This is a genomic window from Pseudoduganella sp. RAF53_2 (assembly GCF_052113985.1).
Classification (GTDB): Bacteria; Pseudomonadota; Gammaproteobacteria; order Burkholderiales; family Burkholderiaceae_D; genus Rugamonas.
Genome location: NZ_JBFRDW010000852.1, coordinates 1 through 2,033 on the forward strand (window position 1 = coordinate 1; position 2,033 = coordinate 2,033).

Consider the following 2,033-nt stretch of genomic DNA (forward strand, 5'->3'; position numbering starts at 1 on the left):
CGATGCGCGTGCCGCGCGCCTTGAACCAGCTGCCACCGTCCACGTTGTCCGCCACGCCGACCGAGAGACGGCCCGGCAAGCCATCCTGGGAGAAGTTGGCAACGATGTCGCCGTCGTTGCGGTCGTAGGCGTAGGCGAAACAGGTGCTGGTCCAGCCCAGGTCCACGATGGCGACCGCCGCCATCACCTGCTCGCTGACCAGCGACAGGTAATGCCATTTCTTGTGATGGAAGCGCCGCCACAAGGCGCCGCGTGCATGAGGTTTGGACAGCAGGTGCCAGTCGAAGGCCTGGGTTGCACCGGCAAAGCGGCCCAGCGCCGGCTGGCCGTCCGCGCCGACGACCCGTAGAGGAGCTGCGGAGAGCATCATTGTTCCACCGCCTGTCCATCCAGCGCCGCCTGCAGCAGCTCGGCGAAAGGAGCAGGTTCGGAGCGCGCCACCTGCACTTGCGGGCACTCGTGCCAGTTGGCCAGCCGCTGCAATGCCCCTGCTACATCGCGCGTAAAGCGGTCCGTGACCTTGACGCCCGGCTCCAGCGCAACGAACTTCACTTCAAAGATTCCGCTGCGGCGATGCGCTTTCGCGTCCAGCCGTCCGACCAGCGCGCCGCGGCGCAGGATCGGCAAAGTGAAGTAGCCGTAGCGGCGCTTTTCGGCGGGCGTGTAGCACTCCAGCCGGTAGTCGAAATTGAACAATTCCTGGGCGCGGCGGCGGTCCCACACCACCGGGTCGAACGGCGACAGGATCGTGGTCGCGGTGGCGGACAAGCTGCCGTCGGCCGCAGCCTGCGCCAGGTCGGCCAGATCCGGATGGATGTAGACCGGCTCCTTCCAGCCGTCGACGCGGGCGCGCAGCAGCGCGCCGTCATCAACCAGCGCTTCAAGATCCAGGCGCGGCGGCTTGGTGCGGTAATAGTCCGCGACCCAGGCGGACTTCGCCAGGCCGAGCGCCCGCACGGTTTTCAGCGCCAGTTCGCGGCGTGTTTCTTCCATGGCGGGCATGCGCTTGTCGTCCCAGCCCGGCAGCACGCGCTCGGCCAGATCGTAGACGCGCTGGAAGTTGTGGCGGCGCGCGATCATCAATTCGCCGGTCGTGAACAGCACTTCCAGCGAGCGCTTTTCAGGCTTCCACTCCCACCAGCCGCCGGCCTGGCCATCCTTGCGCTCGAAATCCGAGGAACGCACCGGCCCTTTTTCGCGCACGTGCGCCAGCACGGAGTCCACTTCCTGTCGTCGCTCTTTCAGCCACTTTTCGTTATACTTCCAGCCCATTGCGGACGGGTCCACCATGCGGTGACGCATCAGACGGTAATCCTCGATCGGCACGAAGCAGGCTTCGTGCGCCCAATACTCGAACAGCGCACCTTCGGCCAGATGTTCCTCCAGCCAGGGTTGGGGATAGTCGCCGAGGCGGCTCCACAACACCAGGTAAGGACTGCGGGCCACCACGTGAATGGTGTCGATCTGCAGCACGCCCATGCAGCGGATCGCTTGCAGCACGTCGGCCTTTTGGGCCTTGCGGCGGCGGGGCTGGAGCAGCCCCTGGGCAGCCAGGTGCAGGGCGCGTGCGGCGGGCAAGCTGAGAGTAAGTTCGGTCAAGTCCGGAATCCCGTAGAAAACGAACGACTATTCTAATGGCGAACTGCCCACTTTTTGTTACTTTCTGCACAGTCCCATGGCAGAATAGGCACACTGGACACCGTTCCACGCCACCTGGGGCCAAGGTCAATTGAGTAAGATTATTTCCCCTGCCCGACGCACGCTGCGCAAGCTGTATCGCGTGATACTGCTGCCGTCCTTTACCCTGGCCTTACTGGTGGGGATGTGGTTCGACCTGTTCTATCAGCTCAACCTGGAAAAAGACGGCGCCCATCACGAGGCCGTGCAGCAGAGCCAATCGCTGGCGCGCACGCTGGCCGAACACGCCAGCTACCTGTTGCGCCAGGGCGACCACGCAACCCAGCTGTTCAAACTCAAATACGAAGAAACCGAAGGCACTCTGCGCCTGGCTGAATTCACGCGCCGCGGCGGCC

Annotated in this window: 2 protein-coding genes and 1 pseudogene; 1 reads left to right on the plus strand and 2 read right to left on the minus strand. The window is 64.2% G+C overall.

What is annotated here, in order from left to right; translation table 11 throughout:
- On the minus strand, positions 1-370 hold a 370-nt coding region (locus AB4Z11_RS30305; RefSeq protein ID WP_442029681.1), incomplete at its 3' end, for a DUF2804 family protein.
- Complete coding sequence (locus AB4Z11_RS30310) at positions 367-1,599, minus strand: winged helix-turn-helix domain-containing protein (RefSeq protein WP_442029683.1); 1,233 nt, start codon at positions 1,597-1,599, stop codon at positions 367-369. The genes AB4Z11_RS30305 and AB4Z11_RS30310, both read right to left, overlap by 4 nt.
- Before the next feature lie 130 nt (positions 1,600-1,729).
- Between AB4Z11_RS30310 and AB4Z11_RS30315 the strand changes: the two are divergent.
- Positions 1,730-2,033 (plus strand): annotated as a pseudogene (locus AB4Z11_RS30315) (hypothetical protein); the annotation flags it as partial.